The 18,354-nt window shown below is 74.1% G+C and carries 11 protein-coding genes; 4 read left to right on the top strand and 7 right to left on the bottom strand.

Features of this window, described 5'->3' with window-relative positions; translation table 11 throughout:
- Nucleotides 1-509: 509 nt before the first annotated feature.
- A complete protein-coding gene (locus AB0B55_RS03325) occupies nucleotides 510-1,469 on the top strand; it encodes a TIGR03557 family F420-dependent LLM class oxidoreductase (RefSeq protein WP_357118414.1) in 960 nt (319 codons plus the stop codon).
- Nucleotides 1,470-1,552: 83 nt separating this feature from the next.
- Here the strand turns inward: AB0B55_RS03325 and AB0B55_RS03320 are convergent, their stop codons facing one another.
- The 5 genes from AB0B55_RS03320 to AB0B55_RS03300 form a co-directional block, all read right to left on the bottom strand.
- A complete protein-coding gene (locus AB0B55_RS03320) occupies nucleotides 1,553-3,067 on the bottom strand; it encodes a hypothetical protein (RefSeq protein ID WP_357169975.1) in 1,515 nt (504 codons plus the stop codon).
- 170 nt (nucleotides 3,068-3,237) lie between these two features.
- Nucleotides 3,238-5,334, bottom strand: coding sequence for an amino acid transporter (locus AB0B55_RS03315; protein WP_357118408.1), 2,097 nt, complete (start codon nucleotides 5,332-5,334; stop codon nucleotides 3,238-3,240).
- 87 nt (nucleotides 5,335-5,421) lie between these two features.
- The gene (locus AB0B55_RS03310; protein ID WP_357118405.1) at nucleotides 5,422-5,823 is read right to left on the bottom strand and encodes a hypothetical protein; all 402 of its coding nucleotides are present in this window, start codon (nucleotides 5,821-5,823) and stop codon (nucleotides 5,422-5,424) included.
- Nucleotides 5,824-6,197: 374 nt separating this feature from the next.
- Entirely contained in the window at nucleotides 6,198-6,968 is a 771-nt protein-coding gene (locus tag AB0B55_RS03305; RefSeq protein WP_355051163.1) for a DUF5995 family protein, read from the bottom strand.
- A 136-nt stretch (nucleotides 6,969-7,104) separates the two neighbouring features.
- Entirely contained in the window at nucleotides 7,105-9,996 is a 2,892-nt protein-coding gene (locus tag AB0B55_RS03300) for an AAA family ATPase (RefSeq protein ID WP_357118401.1), read from the bottom strand.
- Between the two features lie 193 nt (nucleotides 9,997-10,189).
- On the opposite strand from AB0B55_RS03300, the gene AB0B55_RS03295 reads away from it, so the two are divergent.
- The 3 genes from AB0B55_RS03295 (at nucleotide 10,190) to AB0B55_RS03285 (ending at nucleotide 16,374) form a co-directional block, all read left to right on the top strand.
- A complete protein-coding gene (locus AB0B55_RS03295) occupies nucleotides 10,190-12,250 on the top strand; it encodes an adenylate/guanylate cyclase domain-containing protein (protein WP_357169972.1) in 2,061 nt (686 codons plus the stop codon).
- An 81-nt stretch (nucleotides 12,251-12,331) separates the two neighbouring features.
- Nucleotides 12,332-15,601 (top strand): BTAD domain-containing putative transcriptional regulator, encoded by a 3,270-nt coding sequence (locus AB0B55_RS03290; RefSeq protein WP_357169969.1) that lies wholly within the window; start codon nucleotides 12,332-12,334, stop codon nucleotides 15,599-15,601.
- Nucleotides 15,602-15,681: 80 nt separating this feature from the next.
- A complete protein-coding gene (locus AB0B55_RS03285; RefSeq protein WP_357118392.1) occupies nucleotides 15,682-16,374 on the top strand; it encodes a hemerythrin domain-containing protein in 693 nt (230 codons plus the stop codon).
- Nucleotides 16,375-16,617: 243 nt separating this feature from the next.
- Here AB0B55_RS03285 and AB0B55_RS03280 read toward each other — a convergent pair whose 3' ends face one another.
- Together AB0B55_RS03280 and AB0B55_RS03275 are read right to left on the bottom strand one after the other, a co-directional pair.
- Nucleotides 16,618-17,184, bottom strand: coding sequence for a dienelactone hydrolase family protein (locus AB0B55_RS03280; protein WP_357118389.1), 567 nt, complete (start codon nucleotides 17,182-17,184; stop codon nucleotides 16,618-16,620).
- A 55-nt stretch (nucleotides 17,185-17,239) separates the two neighbouring features.
- The gene (locus AB0B55_RS03275) at nucleotides 17,240-18,349 is read right to left on the bottom strand and encodes a nucleotide disphospho-sugar-binding domain-containing protein (protein WP_357169966.1); all 1,110 of its coding nucleotides are present in this window, start codon (nucleotides 18,347-18,349) and stop codon (nucleotides 17,240-17,242) included.
- Nucleotides 18,350-18,354 lie beyond the last annotated feature (5 nt).

Below are 18,354 nucleotides of genomic sequence, written 5' to 3'. Positions count from 1 at the left end.
GGTCCGCAGCAGGCTACTAACAGTCAGCGATCGGGTTACATCGATGTATGCAGATCTACAGATGGGCAAAAATTCATCATATGACCCCGGCCGGCAACAAAGACGTGACCGATCTTGACCTTCCACCCACTCACCGACTTGGGCACCGGGCCGGATCCGGCACCGGCAAAAGATCCACCCCGCCGCAGCGGGAAGCCCGAGAGTCGATGTACGACCCCGGCGTCCAGGTAGGGCCCCCCAACCCCACGACGCCCGCTTCACCGCCGAGAACGACGAGCACCCACCGTCGGCACCGACCGCCTCCCACGAGCCGGGAGCCCGGAAGACAGCTGAAGTGGCTGCCCGGAAAACCCTCAGCCTGCGGACCCGACCCAGGTGACGGGCCTAGATCAACTGCCTGGAATGTTTCCGGTGTGTGAAAACGACGGGCGGGCCCATGGCGCTGGTTTGTCGGTCTTGCGGTCGGGAACCGACTGCCGTCAGGGCCGGGACGGAGCGGGGGCGCGCCAATGCAGATCGGCTACAAGCTGGCCTCGGAGGGTTTCGGGCCGCAGGAGATCATCCGGCAGGCCGTCCGGGCCGAGCAGGCCGGTTTCGACTTCGTCGAGATGAGCGACCACTACCACCCCTGGCTGGAGGCGCAGGGCCACTCGTCCTTCACGTGGAGCGTGCTGGGCGCGATCGCGGCGCGAACCACCACGCTGCGCCTCGCCACCGGCGTGACCTGCCCGACGGTGCGCTACCACCCGGCGATCATCGCGCAGGCGGCAGCCACCATGGGGCTGATCTCCGACGGACGGTTCACCCTCGGCGTCGGGGCCGGTGAGCGGCTCAACGAGCACGTGGTGGGGCAGGGCTTCCCCAGCGTACGGGGACGGCACGAACGGCTGCGCGAGGCGCTGGAGATCATCCGACTGCTCTGGCAGGGCGGCTACCGGTCGTACGAGGGGCGGCACCTGCGCCTGGAGGACGCCCGGGTCTTCGACCTGCCGGACACCCCGCCCGTGATCGCCGTCGCGGCCAGCGGGGAGGCGTCGGCCCGGCTCGCCGCCGAACTGGGCGACGGACTGTTCGCCACCGATCCGGACGCCTCGGTCGTCGAGCACTACCGGCGCGCCGGCGGATCGGGCCCCCGCTACGCCGAGGCGCCGCTGGCCTGGGCCACCGACGAGCAGCAGGCAGTGCGGGCGGTGTTGCAGACCAGCCGGTGGATGGTCACCGGCTGGAAGGTGATGAGCGAGCTGCCGAACCCGGTGAACTTCGACGCGGCGAGCGCGCACGTCGAGGAGAAGCACGTCCGGGCGCTGTTCGCCGTCGGCCCCGACCCCGAGGCGCACGTGGCGAAGGTCCGGTCGTACGTCGACGCCGGATTCGACCACATCGTGCTGCAGAACGCCGGTCCGGACCCCGACGGCTTCCTCGACTTCTTCGCCACCGACCTGTCCGGGCGGCTGCGCGCGCCGAGCTGACCGGCCGTGCACGAGCACGAGCACGCCCGCCCGGACGGCTGTCCGGGCGGGCGTCTGCGCTCAGGATCAAGGACGGGTCGAAGTCAGCGGAAGCAGTGCGCGATCGGTACGGCGCTGCCCTCGCAGTTGGTCGGCTCGTTCTCGACGACCACGCTCTCGTCGTCGATCTTGACCTGGGCGTGCTCGGCAAAGATGCCGCCCGGCTTCACCGTGGCCGCATTGTGGGTGACCTTGCTCGTGTAGAGCGCCACCGCGCCCGCGGTGGCGTAGATGCCGCCACCCCTGGACGTCGCGCCGACCGCCTCGTTGCCGGTCACGTCGCTGCCGCGCACGAGCAGGTTGGACTTCTCGGTGTAGATGCCGGCCCCGATGCCGTGCGTGGTGTTGCCGGCCACCACGCTGTCGTCGAGGGGCAGCAGCCCCTTGACGGTCGAGATGCCGCCGCCGTTGACGGTGGAGGTGTTGCCGCGGATGGTCATCTTGCGCATCACCAGCACCGCGTCGGAGTTGGCGGCGCCGCCGCCGACCTGTGCGGTGTTGTTCAGCAACTCGGTGTCGTACACCTTCGTCCGGGCCGAGAAGCTGGCCAGGCCGCCGCCCTGCCCGGCGCTGTTCTGCGCGAAGCTGGTGCTCTCCACGTCGGCCGCGCCCCGGTAGTTGCCGAGCCCGCCGCCGTAGCCGTTGGCGCTGTTGTGGTGGAACTCCGAGCGCTTGAGCGTCAACACTCCGCCGTTGAGCAGGCCCCCGCCCTTGCCCGCGGCGCCGGAGGCGCTGTTGCCGATGAACGTGGAGTCGGTGACCACCATGTTGCCGTCGTTGAAGATCCCACCGCCGCCGCCCTCGGGCGACAGCGACGTGCTCTGGGTGACGGTGACCCGTTCCACCACGGCCGTCGCGCCGTGCACGACGTGCACGCTGCCGCCCTCGATGGCCGAGCGGCCGTTGTGCAGCTCGACGTCGCGCAGGGTCAGCTCGCCGCCGTCGCGGACGGTGAAGAATCGGAACGCCTCGGCCTGGACGGCGCGGGCGATCGTCGCGCCAGCGCCGTCGATGGTGATGGGCTGGTAGATCACCGGCAGGCCGGCCGTGTCGTCGGCCGGGTTGTGCGGCGGGGCGTCGGCGTCCCCGGGGGTCTCCGCCGCGTCGGCCTGCTCCCGGGCGTCGCGGATGCCGCCGTCGTACTGGTCGGTCTCGTGGAACGCCTCGGTCAGCGTGTACCGGCACCGGGGCGCGAGCCGCAGCTCGGCGCCGCCCTCCGCGTTGGCCGCCACCAACGCGGCCACCAGCTTCGCCGCGTCGCAGGGCACCTCGACCACGCCATGCTTGCCGGTGCCCGGCGTCTGCGGCCGGGCCCGCTCGGCGTCGTCCCCGCCGCGCTCGGGGGTGGACCCGTCGCCGGAGCGCCGGTCGTCGTCGCGGTCGGCGGCGGTCAACCGGCCCAGGACGCCGAGGGAGAGGTCACGGTCGGCGGCGGCGGCGACGCCGGCCACCCCGGCCGCACCCACCACCAGGCTCCCCGCCAGGAGCCCGCCGGCTAAGAACCATCGGGACCGCCGTCGAGGTCGAGCTGGGCGATCTCCTGGTCGGTACGTGGACATCCGGTTCCTGCCTTCCTGCGTACGTGCCGTGACCGCGTCCCATTCGGGCGCGGGGGGCCGGACGTGCCGCCGACCACCAGAGGTCACGATATGACCGCAATCCGGACAGTGAGGTGTGAACGTGAATAGTGCTGCCATTCATCTTTTTCGGTACCAGACGGCGCGTGTCCTCAGCCGCCGACGTGGATGCCGGGGCGGCGCAGCGGGTCCGGCTCGGTACGGCGGATGATCTCCCGCACCACCGGCGGGGTGTCCCCTCGGCCGAGGATCAGGTACCGCAGCAGGTGCGCGATCGGGCTGCCCTCGGACCACTCGAAGTGCGCGTGGGGGCGTACCCCGGTCGCGTCGCGCAGCGCCAGCAGGATCGCGGCGATCGCGTTCGGCGCGGCCGCGCTGCTGGCCCGCAGCACCCGGAAGCCGCCCACCTCCACCCCGTGCACCCGCAGCACCTGGCTGAATCCCGACGGGTCCACCACGTCGATCTCCAGGAACAGCACGTCGGACGCGCCGGGCACCGGGTTCATGCCGCGCTGCGCCCGCTCCTTGAGGGTGTACTCCTTCAGGGACCCGCCCTGGCGCTTGTTCGCGATCAGGTGCAACTGACCGTCGTGGGCGAGCGACTCGGTGACGAACCGTCGGGCCGCCTCGTCGAACTCGATCCGTTCGGCGCGCAGCTCGGTGGTCCGGGTGACCCGGGAGACCAGGGACACCGCGATGATGCCGAGGATGAACAGCGCCGAGATGGTGATCCCGTCCGGCTTCTCGATGACGTTCTCCACCAACGCGTACAGCAGCACCAGCGTCAGCACGGTGAAGCCGATGGCGCCGCCGCGCTGACGGCTCCGGACCGCGGAGATGGCCACCGCCACCGCGCCGGACACCATCATCGCCAGGATGCCGGTGGCGTACGCGCCGGCCTGGGCGTTGACGTCGGCGCGGAAGGCGACCGTGATGGCGACGCTGACGACGGTGTAGACGATCACCACCGGACGTACGGCACGAGCCCACTCCGGGGCCATGCCGTACGAGGGCAGGTAGCGGGGCACGATGTTGATCAGCCCGGCCATCGCCGACGCGCCCGCGAACCAGAGGATGAGCACGCTGCTCAGGTCGTAGACGGTGCCGAACCCCTCACCGAGGTACGTGTGCGCCAGATACGCCAGCGCCCGTCCGTTCGCCGCCCCACCCGGCCGGAACTCGGCGGCCGGGACGAGCGCGGTGGTCACGAACGTCGTCGAGATGAGGTACACCGACATGATCAGCGCGGCGGTGGTGAGCAACCGCCGGGTGTTCCGGATCCGGGCGGCGAGCCGGGCCTGCCGGTCCGGTCCGTCGGCCGCCACCAGGGGCATCATGCTGACTCCGGTCTCGAAGCCGGACAGGCCCAGCACCAGCAGCGGAAAGGCCAACACGGCGGTGAGCAGCACGTCGCCGGGTCCGCCGCCGCTCGCCGTCAGCGCCGCCGTCCAGTTCGACACGATGGTGGGATCGCCGGCGATCCGGGCCACCGCGACCACCACGATCACCGCGTTGAGCACGAGGAACACGGCCACCAACGGGATGGCGACCACCACCGCCTCACGGAAGCCGAGCAGGAACACCCCGCCGAGGACGAGCAGCAGCGCCACGGTGAGCAGCACCGGCACCGCCGGGCCGTGCAGGGCGTCCGGCAGGAACGGGTTCTCCAGCAGGTGCACGGTGGCGTCGGCCGAGGACAGGGTGATCGTGATGATCCACGAGGTGGCCACGAACCCGAGCAACACGAGCACGAAGATCTTGCCCCGCCAGAACGGCAGCAGCCGCTCCAGCATCGCCACCGAACCCTGCCCGTGCGGACTCTCCTGGGCGACCCGCCGGTACATGGGCAACATGCCGAACAGGGTCAGCGCGACGATCAGCAGGGTCGCCAGCGGAGACAGCGCGCCAGCGGCCACCGCCGCGATGCCCGGCAGGTACGACAGGGTGGAGAAGTAGTCCACGCCGGTCAGGCACATCACCTGCCACCAGGCGTGCCGGCGGTTCTGCCCCTCGCTCGTCTCCGGGCCCGGCGGCTGCACCTGGTGCTCGAAGAGCCACCGCCGCAGCGGGCTGGCCGGCGTCGTCGAGCGGGCCGGGCTGTCCACCCGCTCCGGCACCACGACACCCGGCCGACCGCCCGGGTGCGGCCGGGCCGGGTCGCGGGCCGCGCGCAGGGCCGGGTCCGGCCCGGTCGGCGTGTGGCGTCGTCCGCCCCAGCGTCGCGGTCTCGCCCGGTGCTCGTCAGCCATCGCCCGTCCCACCCTCGCAGGTCCTGATCCGACCGTAGGTGCCAGCCCACGGCCCGAGCGGCCGAACGGGACAGGTAGGTGGGCTGCTCAGGGCAGGTCCGGTCCGCCGAGCAGCCGAGCCAGGGCAGCCGGGTCGGCGACGGTGACCGTGGCCGCCGGGTGCCGGGGCCAGCCCGCGGGCGACAGGGCCGGCACCGGTACGCCGAAGCGCACGCAGACCCCTGCCCGCGCGCTGCTGCCGAAACTCACGCCGCCGTCGGCCAGCGACAGGCGCGGGCCGATCACCCGCCACCACCGGTACGGCCCGCCGACCTCGGCGCCGAGCACGTTGTCCCGGCCGGTCCGCAGCCGCCACGGCCCGTACCGGATCTCCAGGTCCCGGTCGTCGACGGCGACCCAGGCCGTCGCCGGGCGGACCCCCACCAGCGCCAGTGCCGGACGGAACGCCGCGTCGAAGCGGAACGGAAGCCGGGTCGGCACGTCGGTCATCGGGCACCCGGCCGGGCAGCCGGCCGCGAGACCGGGCCGCCCGGACGCAGCGGACCGGGCCGCGCGGGACGAGGTCGGGCAGCGGGACGACGCCGGTCCAGGACGGTCATGGCGCGGGCGTACCCGGAACTCATCGGTCGACACCCCCGGATTCGCCGCACCCGCCCCGCACCCGCCGCTCCCCCGTCGCCGGCCGGCACCCCCCGGGCCGGCCGACGACGGCAGACGGTCGACACCCCCCGGGCCGACCGGCCGACTACCCGGTCGCCGCCGACGGGTGCCGGCGGACCGCGCGGGTAGGTGGAGCGGGCGGGTGGTTGCGCCCCCGCGCTCCGCCGCCCCCACGGGCGGAGCGCGGGGACCCCCCGTCCCGGCTACTGCAGGAACGCCCCGAGGGGCGAGAGCAGCAACCGTCCAAGCGCAGCGGCGTTGTCGTCCAGCCGCAGACGCTCGCACTCTCGGGCGTCCGGATCGTGCCGGCACCGCCAGATCTTCTGCGCGTTGCGCCACGCGACATCGCGGGTGTACTCGACCAGTTCCCCCTGGTACCAGTCGTCGATGTCGCCGTTGAGCATGTCAATGAGCAGCTGCCACCGCTCCAGGTAGCCCCGGCGCAGACCGGGGATCTTGTCGGCGAAGATGTTGTTGATCTCGAGGTAGTCGTGGTGCTGGTCGGTGCCGTCGACCGGCTCCGACTCGAGGTGGTCGAACGTCGTCACCAACGCGAACGGCAGGTCGAAGTTGATGTGCGCGTTCACACCGGCCGCCGCCGACGGCAACGGGCGGGCGTCAGGCCCCCGCATCCGCGAGAACAGACACGACCACGCCTTCGGCGTGCCCGGGCTGGAGTCGGTCCAGAGCCGCAGAGCGTCGAAGTAGCGGGCCGCGAACTCGACGTCCAGGCGGGAGAGGAAGACCGGGTCGACGAAACGGTCGTCGTACAGGCCGTCCAGCACACTGCTGGTGATCGTCAGGTACAACCTGTTGAAGTCGGCGAGCGGGCAGCTCGCCTCCAACGGAGGCAACCGCACCAGCAGGTCCTGGAGCTTCGTGAGATGGTCGACCACCGCCGGCACGTCCGCCGGGTGATCGGCGAGCAGGTCGACGATGTCCCGGTGCACGGGCCCCCAGACCGGTTCGGTCATCTCTCCTCCATGATGGTCGTTGCGCCTACGCGACGCCGTCGACGGGGCACAGCCTCTCAGCCGGCAACCGCCGCCGGGATCAGTAGAACGACGTATCCCCGGCGCACACGCGCGCCGGGGATACGTAGTGGGTTGGTCAACCGCGCGCGCTACGCAGGTGGATCGCGCTGGCCTGCACGCGGGTGCGGACCTGCAGTTTGTCGAAGATATGCGACACGTGCACGCCGATGGTCCGCTCGCTGATGAACAGCCGCTGCCCGATCTCCCGGTTGGTCAACCCCTCGGCGACGAGCGCGAGAACCTCCCGCTCCCGCGCGGTGAGAGTCGCCAACTCGTCGTCGGCCGGCTCGACCGAGCCGGCGCCGTCGGCGCTGTCCCGCTCCTGAAGGGACACCCGGGCCCGCCCGGCCAGCTCCCGGATCTCCGAGGTCAGTGGCACGGCGCCCAACGCCTGGGCCACCCCGTACGCCTCCCGGAGCAACTTGCCCGCGGTGGCCACCCGGCTCCGTCGGGCCAACAGGGCCTCAGCCTGGCGCAGCCGCGAGTACGCCGCCGGGTAGGGGTGGTTACGCCGGTCCCACTCGGCGACCGAGGTGGCCCACAGCTCCGGGTCGCTGCCGTCGAGGCGGCTCACCTCGGCGGCGCACAGCGCCAGGAAGCCGTCCACCACCGACCGCACCGGTCGGGCCGCGGCGGCGCTCTTGCGCGCCACCCGCTCGGCCACGTCCCGCAGCCGGCGTACCGCCGTCGGGTCCACGTCGACGGTACGGCTGGCGTGCGCCTCCGCCTCGGCGCGCAACCCGTGCCAGACCAGCGCGGACAGGATCGTCACGTCGTCCGAGCGACTCTCGGTGAGGCCGCGCTGCACCGCCTGGCGAGCCACATCGTGCCGGCCCTCCCACATCGACAGCCCGGCGCGCAGCGTGAGCAGCGGGATGACGTGTCGGGCGCCGCCCCCGGCCAGCACCGTCGCCACCGCGTCGAGGTCCCGGTCGGCGGCCGCGATGTCGCCGTAGCCCACCGACAGCCGGCACCGGGCCAGCAGCAGCTCGACGGCGTCCGCCCCGGACGGTCGGTGCCGCAGCGCGGCGGCCACCACCTTCTCCGCCTCGGCCCACTGCCCCACCCGGAACAGCCCGTTGGTGGCGATGGCCAACAGACGGGTCTCATAGGTACGCCCGAGGCCCAGCTCGGCCACCCGCTCGGCGCCCCGGCGGGCCACCACGACACCCTCTTCGAGGATGTTCAGCGGCCCGGTCAACAGCTCCGCCAGGTGCAGGTACGCGCAGGCCACGTCCTCCGGCTGGCCGGAGCGCTCGGCGGTCTCCAGGGCCTGACGCACGACGGCCAGCCCGGCCTCCGGGTCCTCCAGGTACGCGTCGCTGAAGCCGAGCGCCGAGCTGGCGAGCACCACCTCGGTGGTGGACCCCTCCACCTCGGCGGCCAACGCCAGCGCCTCCCGCGCGCGCCGGCCCGCGTCGGCGTACCGGCCCAGGTGCAGCAGCAGTTCGGCGAGCCGCGCGGCGGCGGTCGCCCGTTCCCGTGGCGAGCAGTCCGACGCGTCGAGGGCCCGCTCGTACTCCTTCTCGGCGAGGGCGGAGCGGCCCGCGGCGGCGAGGTATCGCGCCCGGCGGATGTGCAGCGCGCAGCTCGGCGCGCCACCCCGCACCGCGACCAACTCCTCCAGCAACGCCAAGGCGCGGGCGTGCTCACCGCAGTGGTGGGCCGCCTCGGCCGCGTTACCGAGCAGCTCGACCCGGTCCACCTCTGGCGAGCCGGAGTCGCCGGCCAACTGCAACGCGACCGTCCAGTGGCGGTGCGCCTCGGCGTAACCGTGCAGCCGCTCGGCCTCCTGCGCGGCGCCCACCGCGGCCGGCAACGCCCGGGCCGGCTCGCCGGCCAGCCGCCAGTGATGCGCCAACCGGGCCTGCCGCAGCTCGCCCGGCGCCGCGGTGAGCGCCTCGGCGTAGCGGCGGTGCAGCCCGGAGCGTTCGGCGGGCAGCAGCTCGTGCGCCAGCACCTCGGCGACGAGTCGGTGCCGCAGCCGGTAGCCGTCGTCGGCGCTGACCAGCAACCGGTGCGCGACCGCGGCCCGCGCGGCCTCGATCAACTCGCCGTCGGGCAGGTGCAGCACCTCGGCCAACAACCAGTGCTGCACGGGCTCGACGCCGGCCGCCACGGCATGCACCACGGCGTGCGCGTGCTGCGGCAACGCGTCGACCCGGTCGAGGAAGATCTCGCGCAGCGTCTCGGACAGCCCGTCCCGCCCGTCCCGCAGGTCGCGGGCCAGCTCCTCGATGACGAACGGGTTGCCGCCGCTGCGCTGCCAGACCTGCTCGGCCGCCTCGACGGCAAGCGGCCGGCCCACCACCGCGGCGGCGAGCTGTTCGGTGTCGGCGCGGTCCAGCGGAGACAGGTCGAGCACCCGTACCGTCCGTAGCCGGCGCAGCTCGGTCAGCACGCGGCGCAGCGGATGCGCGCCCTGCAACGATTCGGCGCGTACCGCCGCCAGCACCGAGAGTTGCAGGTCGCCCAGACCCGCCAACAGGTACAGCAGGAGCTGCCGGGTGCTGCGGTCGACCCACTGCAGATCGTCGAGGATCAGCACCAGCGGTCGTCCCTCGGCGATCAGGTGCAGACCCCGGGAGACGCGTTCCAACAGGGTGCCCGCGCCGTCCGGGCCGCCGGTCTCGTCGGCGAACACCTGCAACAGCCCACGTACGGCCGAGGAGGTGCGCGCCTGCGCGGCGGTCAGGTCGGCGTCGAAACGCCGCAGCGCCTGGAGCAACGGGTGCAGTGGGGAGGCGTCGCCGATGTCCAGGCAACTGCCGGTCAACACCAACGCGCCCGCCGCACGCAGTCGGACGCCGACCTCGCCGAGGATCCGGGTCTTGCCCACACCGCTCTCGCCGGTAAGGAAGACGGCGGCCGTCTGTCCCTGTGCCACGTCACCGAGAAGCGCCGACCGAACCGTCTGTACCAGCTCGGCCCGGCCCACGAGCGGTGCGGTGTCCACATCGCTGGCCATGGCACGCAGCCTAATCACAGGCCCCCCGACCGTTCTACGGCCATCTGCCGCTTGTGGTACTCCTCGCGTCGACATTGCGACTAAAGGTTGCGGGCGGCCGACATACGTCGTTCTGCCGATCCCCTGTCGGCCCAGGGATGCCAATCTCCGAGGGTCGTCAGCCCATCACCCGGGAAGGTCGGGTGCGCCACCCATGATCACCATCGTCGCCGACACACAGCGGACCGACCGCCCACACTGGCCGGTGCCCGAGGAACGCCGGACGGTCAGCGTCCTCTTCGTCGACATCGTCGGCTCCACCGCGCTCGTCGACCAGCTCGACCCCGAGGACGTCCGCGCCCTGCAACGGGCCTACTTCGAACGGGTCGCCGGGGTGCTGCGCCGCTGGCAGGGCGTGGTGGAGAAGTACGTCGGCGACGCGGTGATGGCGCTGTTCGGGGCACGGCACTCCGACGGCTTCGACGCGTACCGGGCGGTGCGGGCCGGGCTGGAGATCCAGGCCGCGCTGGACCGCCGTCCCATCCTCGGCGAGATCACCCTGCGGGTGCGCGTCGGGATCGCCACCGGCGAGGTGGTGGTCGACCTGGGCGACGCGGTCAGCGGTGGTCACGGCGTGGCCAGCGGCGCGGTGATCACCACCGCGGCCCGCCTACAGGGGTACGCGGCACCCGGCGGTGTCGCGTTGTGCGCGGTCACCGCGCGGGCCACCGCCGGCCTCATCGCCCAGCGTCAACTCGCGCCGATGCCGGTGGCCGGCCGGTTGGCGCCGATGCCCGTGTGGCACGCCAGCGGTCCCGCCCGTCCCGGCGCCGACCGGCACGACGGCCCGCTCATCGGGCGTCGCCGCGAACTGGCCGGCATCGGCGAGCAGGTGAGCGAGGCCCTGCGGACACGCGAACCGCGCTGGATCTCCCTCGTCGGCCCGAGCGGCAGCGGCCGTAGCCGGTTGCTGCACGAGCTGAGCCGGACGCTGCACACGGTGGACGGGCTGCCGGTGCGCTGGTGCGTGGTGGGCTGCCCGCCGTACCCCGATCAGGTGCTCGCGCCGGTCGCCGAGCTGGTCCGCGTCCTGGCCGGCACCCGCCCCGGCGACGGCCCGGCGGCGGTCCGCGAACGCCTGACCGACGCCCTGACGCCGCTGTACCCGCCCGACCGCGTCGCGGCGGCGGTGCCGGCGCTGCACCGGCTGCTGACCACCCCGGACGCCTCGGTCGAGGCGCTCGCCGCCGCGGCGATCTGCCGCGACGCCCTCCTGCGGCTGGCCGCCCATCGGCCGCTGGTCGTGGCCGTGGACGATGTGGACCGCGCCGCGCCGGCCGTGAGTCGCTTCCTGCACGACCTGTTCACCGCGGCCACGGTGCGGGGCGTGCCGCTGGCCGTGCTCACCGTGCACCAGCCGCAGTGGGCCGACACCCGGCCGGGTCCCGCCCGGCGGGTGCCGATCCGACCGTTGGCCGCCGTCCAGTCCGGCCGCCTCCTGCGGCACCTGCTGACCCGCGCCGGGCAGCCGGTGGCCCTGGCCGACCGGCTGCTGCCGCTGGTCGGCGGCCGGCCCGGGCACGCCGTCGCATACGTCACCTCGATCGCGGCGGGAGCGGACCCGACGACGCTGCCCGAACCGGTACGTCGCAGCACCGGCGCCGAGTTGGACCGGCTCGGCGGTGAAGGCCGGGCGGTGCTGATGGCCGCCGGCACCCTCACGGGCCTGCTCTCCGGCCCGGCCGTCGACCAGGCACTGGGGTGGCGGCCGGGGAGGTCCGCTCCCCTGCTGCGCGCCCTCGTCTCCGCCGGCCTGCTGCGCGACGACCGCGTCCGCGGGTACGCGTTCGTCGCGCCGGCGTTGCGTCAGGTCGCCGCCGAGCGTCTTCCCCACGCCCTGCGCGCCGTGCTCACCCGGCGGGCCGCCGAGAATCCGGCATCCGACACCGTCGGCGGCCTCGCGGCGCTGCCGCCCACCGGTCAGCAGCGGCGCGCAGCCAACGCGGCGGGACCGATGCCCGACCGCGCGCCGATTCTCCGACCGCTTTCCACCGCCCCGGAGGCCCCCACCCCCGCCGCGCCGACGCGGCCGGCCGACCATGCGCCGGTCCGCCGCCGACTACGCGCGGTCACCGGGGACGACGTTGCGCCGGTGGGAACGAGCGCCCCGACGCCCGTCGGCCGCGCCCGGACGGCGCTTCGCCCCGGCCGCGCCCGGACCGGATTCCGATTACCGGTGACGCCTGCGCCGGGCGACCTGGCCGCCGCGGCCTGACCGCGGCGACCCGGGCGTGACCGTGCACGGGCGGATCGCCCGACGCCGTTGACTAGGATTGGCCCAGTCATGCTGCTACGGGTGCTCGGACCGCTCGAGGTCGAGGTCGACACCGGCGGACCGACCGACCTCGGCGGCCCCCGTCAACGCGCCGTGCTCGCGCTGCTGCTGGCGGCCCGCGGCGAGGTCGTCTCCGTCGGCCGGATGATCGAGTTGCTGTGGCGGGGGGACGCCCCACCACGGGCGATCGTCTCGCTCCAGGCGTACGTCTCGCACCTGCGCCGCGTGGTCGAGCCGACCCGCGAGCGCCGGGCGCCGGCGCGGGTCCTGGTCACCGTGCCACCCGGGTACGCCCTGCGGGTGCCGGCCGACGCCGTCGACGCCAGCCGATTCGAGTCGCTGCTGGCCGAGGCTCGCGCGGTCAGCTCGACCGACCCGGAGCGGGCCCGTCAGCTGCTCCGCGCCGGACTCGACCTGTGGCGCGGCCCGGCGTACGCCGAATTCGTCGGTGAGCCGTGGGCGCAGCCGGAGGTGCTGCGCCTGGAGGAGCTGCGACTGGTCGCCCGGGAGCTGCTGGTCGACGTGACCATGCGCGGCGGCGACCCCGCCGAGGCGGTGCCGGAGGCGGAGCTGCTGACCCGCCAGGCGCCACTGCGGGAGGAGGCGTGGCGGCTGCTGGCCCTGGCGTTGTGGCGCACCGGCCGGCAGGGCGACGCGCTCGCCGCGCTGCGGCGGGCCAGGGCGACCCTGGTGGACCAGCTCGGCCTGGACCCCGGCCCGGCGCTGGTCGAGGTCGAGGCCGCGATCCTGGGCCAACGCCTGGACCTGCTCCCGCCGGCCGCCGCGACGACGGCCGCCGGGGCCGAGCGGCCGGAGGAGACGTTCGTCGGCCGGGAGGCCGAGTTGGCGGCCCTCGGACAGGCAGCCGCCGAGGCGCGGGTTGGTGGCCCGCGTGTCGCGCTGGTCAGCGGGGAGGCGGGCGCCGGCAAGACGCGTCTGCTCAGCCGGTTCGTCGAGGACCTGAACGCCACCGGCTGGCTGGTCGCCCTCGGTCGCTGCCCCGAGGTCGAGGGCGCCCCGCCGGCCTGGGCGTGGGTCGAGGCGCTCCGGCGCCTCGCGCTCCAGGCGCCGCCCGGTGCTCTCGCCCCGGCGCTCGCACCGCTGCTCGACGAGGGCGACGGGGAGGTCGGTGGGGACGTCACCGCCGGCCGGTTCCGGCTGCATCGCGCCGTGGCCGCCTGGTTGGATGTCGCGGCCGCCGGCCGACCGGTCGCCGTCGTACTCGACGACCTGCACGCCGCGGACGCCGAGACGCTGCTGTTGTTGACCAGCGTGGCCGAGACGACGGCGGGCGCGGTGCTGTTCGTCGCGGCGTTACGGCCCGCCGACAACGCCGAACGGCTCGCCGACACCATGGCCGTCCTGGCCCGCCGGTCGCCGCAGCGGATCGCGCTGGGCGGTCTGACGACGCCCGAGGTCGAACGGCTGCTCGGCGCGCTGGCCCGGACCAGCGTCGATCCGGACACCGTCGCCGCGCTGGCCGAACGCACCGGCGGCAACCCCTTCTACGTCCGCGAGTCGGCCCGGTTGCTCGCCGCCGAGGGCACCCTCGTCGCCACCTCCGACGTGCCCGAGGGCGTCCGCGACGTGCTGCGTCGACGACTCGCCCACCTGCCGTCGGCGGCGGTGTCGGTGCTGCGCCTCACCGCGACCGTGGGCCGGGAGGCGGACGTGCGGACCCTCGTCGACGCCTCCGGCGCCGACGAGGGCACCGTCCTGGGCGGGCTGGAAGCCGGACTGAGCGCCGGTCTGCTCACCGAGCCGGCGCCGGGACGGGTCCGCTTCGTCCACGGTCTGGTCTGCGACACCATCTACCGCGACCTGCCGCAGCTACGCCGTACCCGCCTGCACGCCCGGATCGCCGCCGTCACCCGCCGACTCGACCCGGACGACTATCCGGCCCTGGCGTACCACTACTCGCGCGCCGCGTCGACCGACACCGCGCCCCTCGCCGTCGAGTACGCCGTCCGCGCCGCCGAGCTGGCCGAGCGTCGGTACGCGTACGACGCCGCCATCGAACTGCTCGCAAACGCCGTCGACGCGGCCGCGTCGGTGCCCGGGGACCGGGACGCGCTCCGGGTCGACCTGCTGGGCCGGCTGCTGCGCGCCCAGGCCCGGGCCGGCGCGGTGGCCGCCGCCCAGCGGACGCGGACGCGGGCCGTCGACATCGCCATCGCGGCCGGCCGCGACGAGCTGCTCATCGCGGCCTTCACCGCGTGGACCGTGCCGAGCCCCTGGCTGCGCCACGAGTACGGCGCCGTGGACCCCACCGCTGTCGAGCTGCTCACGCGGCTGTTGCGCGCCGACCACTTGGACCCGGTCACCCGGTGCCGGCTGCTCGACGCGCTCGCCACCGAGCTGGACGGGGAAGCGGACCCACGCGGCGTGGCGGCCGGGAGGGAGGCCGTGGCGGTCTCCCGGCGGCTGGATGACCCCGAGCTGCGCGCCCTCGCGCTGGCCGCCCGCGCCCGCACCCTGAACTACGAGTTGGAGGCCCCGCAGCGCCTGGAGCTGGCCCGGGAGCTGCGGGACCTCGCCGACGAGCACGGCCTGGTGACCTGGCGCTGGGTCGCCGAGCAGGTGGTCGGTCACTGCGCCGCCGCGCTCAACGACCCGGAGCAGCTCCGGGCCAGCGTCACGCGGCAGGGGCAGCTGGCCGAGACGTACCAGCTCAAGGAGGCGCAGGTTCTCCACCTGTGTTCCCTGGCCGTGCTCGCACACGTCGCCGGTGACTTCGTGACCGCGCGGAAGCACTACGACGAGGTCGCCGAGCAGATGCGGCGGCAGGGATCGCTGCACGCGGAGGCCTTCCACTACCTTGCCGTGGCGACCCTGCTGATGAGCCAGGGCCGTTTCGGCGAGCACGTGGAGGCGACCCGCAGGATGCGGCCGTCGTTGGGGCCGATCGTGGACGACCTGCTGGCGTTGGCGCTGATCGAGAGCGGCCGGGTGGACGAGGCACGGGCCATGCCGATCGGCCGGCACACCTACCGCCCCGACTACTTCCAGTCGTCCCTGCTGAGCGTACGGGCGATGGTCATCGTGGCCCTGGGTCGGCGGGACCTGGCGCAGCCGGTGATCGACGCGCTGCTCCCGTTCCGTGATCAACTGGCCGGGCTCTCCACCACGGCGGCCGTGGTACGACCGGTCGCGCTGACGCTCGGGGAGCTGTTCCGCCTGACAGGTCGTACCGAGGAGGCCGCGGAACACTTCCGGCTGGCGGCGGCGCTGGCGCGCCGGTGGGAGTCGCCGCACTGGCTGGCCCAGGCGACGGCGGCGCTGGCCGACTGACTCCCTCCTTCCAAGTGGGTTCCAAGTGGCGGCGCGAATGATCGTCGTGTTCGACCCACCGAGTCCGTGGAAAGGGAACCGTGAACCAGACCCACCAGGAAGCGATGGCCGACGTCCGCGACATGTACATGGTGCACATCATGTTCCGTCGCGAGCTCGGCCTGCTCCCACAACTCGTCCGCGGCGTACGGCCCGGCGACGCGAAGCGCGCGGACGTCGTCGGCGCCCACGCCGCGCTCCTGTGCCAGCAGTTGCACCTGCACCACGAGGGTGAGGACCTCTTCCTGTGGCCGCTGCTCGCCGAGCGCGGTGGCGCGGAGGCGGCCGCCGTCGTCCCCGCGATGCAGGCCCAGCACCACGGCATCGAGCAGGCCTACGAGGCGGTCGTCGCGCTGCTCCCCGCATGGCGTCGGACCGGACACGACGGCGCGGCCGTGGCCGACGCCCTGGAGCAGCTCCGGACCGTCGCCGCCGAGCACATGGCCCTCGAGGAGGCCGAGATCCTGCCGCTGGCGCAGCGGTACGTCACCGCGGCCGAATGGGCGAAGCTCGGTGAGCACGGGCTCAACGACACCCCGAAGAAGGACCTGCCGCTGATCTTCGGGATGGCGATGTACGAGGGCGACGCCGCGGTGATCAAGGCGGTGCTCGCGCACGCCCCGCTGCCGGCGCGGCTGCTCATGCCGATCGTCGGACCCCGGCTCTACCGCACGTACGCCAAGCGCGTCCACGGCACGGCCACGCCCCCACGCATCGGCGCGACCGCAAGCTGAACACTTCGCTCGCGGCGAATCGACCGCGCCGACGAGGGGGCGGCGGGGTCGACGCACGCCAATCGGGGTCGGCGATTGGGGGCGCCGGCGACGGACGTCGCCGGGCCGGGGTGGCACCGCGGCGAAGACGCCGCTCCGGGAGGGACGGCAGGCGAAGCCGAGCCGGGAGGGGCGGCAGGCGAAGACGCCGCCGAGCTGGGGTGGCGAGGCGCAGGGGCGACACCTGACCGCGCGGACGCGCGGTCAGGTGTCGGCGAGGAAGGCCAGCGCGCGGGGCCAGAGCGCCGTGGCGGCGTCCGGGGCGTACTCGGTCAGGGCCGGGTCGGTGAACAGGTGACCCACGCCGGGGTAGCGGAACACCGTCAGGTCGGCGCCGGCGGCGGTCATCGCCCGTTGCCACTCGTCGATTTCGTCCGGCGCGTCGTACGGGTCCGGGTCGGCGACGTGCAACTGCACCGGCAACCCGGGCCGCACGACGTCCGGCGCACCGCCGGTGCCGTGCAGCAGGAGGAGGGCGGCGGCGTCGGGGCGTTCGGCGAGCAGCGCCCCGGCCACCCCCGCGCCCATCGAGAAGCCGGCGAGGACCGTCTGCGGCGGCAGGTCGCGCAGCGCGGCGCGGGCCCGGTCGAGCACCAGCTCGTGGCCGATCTTGTCGAGCAGCGCGAAGCCGTCCTCGACGGTGTCGGCGGCGGGCACGCCGTACAGGTCGGGGGTCGTGACCTGGTGCCCGGCGGCGCGCAACCGGTCGGCGGCGGCGCGGACGGCGGGCCGCAGCCCGTACACGGAGTGGAACAGCACGACGTGGCGCATCCGGTCATCCTGCCGCCGCCGGGCCGCCGACCGGCGGGGACACGCGGGGGTGGGCTCAGACCAGCGCCGCCAGCCGGGCGATCAGGGCCGACGGCGGTGGCATCGCGGCGATCTCCTGGCTGACCTGCACGGCGACGGTCCGCAGGGTCTCGTCGGTGAGGAGCCGGGTCAGCGTGCGCGCGGTGATGTCGGCCGGGCGGGACGCGAGACCCGCGCCCCGGCGAGCCACCAGCTCCGCGTTGTGCCGCCGGTCCCCCGGACCGACGGTCGCCAGTTGCGGCAGGCCGGCGGCGAGGGCGCCGAGCGCGCTGCCCGCGCCCCCGTGATGAACCAGCGCCGCGCTCGCCGGCAACGCCTCGTCGAGCGGGATCCAGTCGACGACCCGGACGTTGGCCGGCAACGGACCGGCCGCCGTACGCCGGTCGGGGCGGACCAGCACGATCTCGGCGTCCACGTCGGGCGCGGCCGCGACCACGGCGGGCATCGGGCCCCGGTCGCCGGGGCCGGTCAGCGTGCTGCGGGTGACCAGGATCCGGGGCCGTTCGGCGGGCTCCCGCAGCCAGTCCGGCAGCTCACCGCCGCCCACGTAGGAGGTGTGGCGCAGCGGCCAGCCGTCCTGGGTCGCGACGCTGGGTGGCGCCACGGCGAGGGCGGCGGCCGGGGCGGGCAGCTCGGACAGGCCGTGCCGGCGCAGCGCGGCGCCGAGCCGGACGACGGTGGCGGCGACCAGCTCCCGGCCGTCGAAGAGGCTGTTCTCCTGGCGTACGGCGGGCACGCCCAGCCGTGCGGCGGCGACCGCCCCAGCGACCGCGAACGGCTCGTGCAGCACCAGGTCCGGTCGCCACTGCGTAGCCAGCGTGACGACCGGGTCGGTGAGCTGGTCGTTGAGCGCGCCGAAGAGCAGCCCCGCGCCCCGGGTGTCGGCGGTGCCGGCCATCTCGGCACGGGCGATCAGCGGATGGCGGAGGAAGACCCGCCGGGCGATCCGGCCGAAGTCGAAGCCCGGCGCGATGTCGTGCACGGCCAGTCCGGCGTCGGCGGCGGCCAGGGCGCCGCCGCCGGTGGCCAGCAGCACGTCGTGGCCGGCGTCGCGCAGCGCGACCGCCAGCGGCACCAGGGGGAAGGCGTGCCCGACCAGCGGAGCGGAGACCACCAGCACACGCATGGCGT

The organism is Micromonospora sp. NPDC049107 (assembly GCF_040648595.1).
In the GTDB taxonomy this organism is placed as follows: Bacteria; Actinomycetota; Actinomycetes; order Mycobacteriales; family Micromonosporaceae; genus Micromonospora.
This window is presented reverse-complemented; position numbering and strand designations above follow the sequence as displayed.